This is a genomic window from Micromonospora aridisoli (assembly GCF_056150025.1).
Map to the genome: position 1 here is coordinate 1 of NZ_JAXCFK010000097.1, position 598 is coordinate 598.

The following is a 598-nucleotide window of genomic DNA, read 5'->3' on the forward strand; positions in this document are numbered from 1 at the left end:
GAGGAGTATGCTTTTTTAGCATTAAAATCACGTATTAGTGCATCTATGGTAATAGTTTAGAAACGTGTTCTGTATCAAGTTCTAAATCAGTACTACCTACCAAATGATGAGTTGAAAAATATTTGCCAAGTAGAACATTCTAGACACAGAAGTTTCGGTAATTTCCTTAGCAATATGATCACTGGATTTATTGCGTATTGTTTTTTACTTAAAAAACAATAAATCAAATTTGTTTGTTTTAATAATCGAACTCAGGTTTCTAATGATTTTTGAATTCATACACTTTCATATACTTCATTACTTTTAATAAACAGGGCTTTTATGCGCTGTCTCAAATAAAGCAAGGATAACTTCTGCCGTTTCTTTGGGGAAACCTTTAACCAATATTAATAGGCGTTTTTACTAACCCTCATATACATACACAACTTCTCGACTGGATACTGTTCTTTGTGATCAACTATAAACTGGTATCTTACTTGTCGCTCTTGGAAAAGGTGCTTACTGCCTTTTTTAAGATATCTCGCTCCATTTTAACTTCTCGTAATTCTTTTCGCAATGTCGTTAATTCTAATTGTTCTTCTGTAATAGCCTCTTTACT

Annotated in this window: 1 pseudogene; it reads left to right on the forward strand. The window is 32.1% G+C overall.

Annotated features, from left to right (window positions below):
• Positions 1–102 precede the first annotated feature (102 nt).
• Positions 103–222: pseudogene (locus SM447_RS29540) on the forward strand (IS982 family transposase); the annotation flags it as partial.
• Between the last annotated feature and the right edge of the window lie 376 nt (positions 223–598).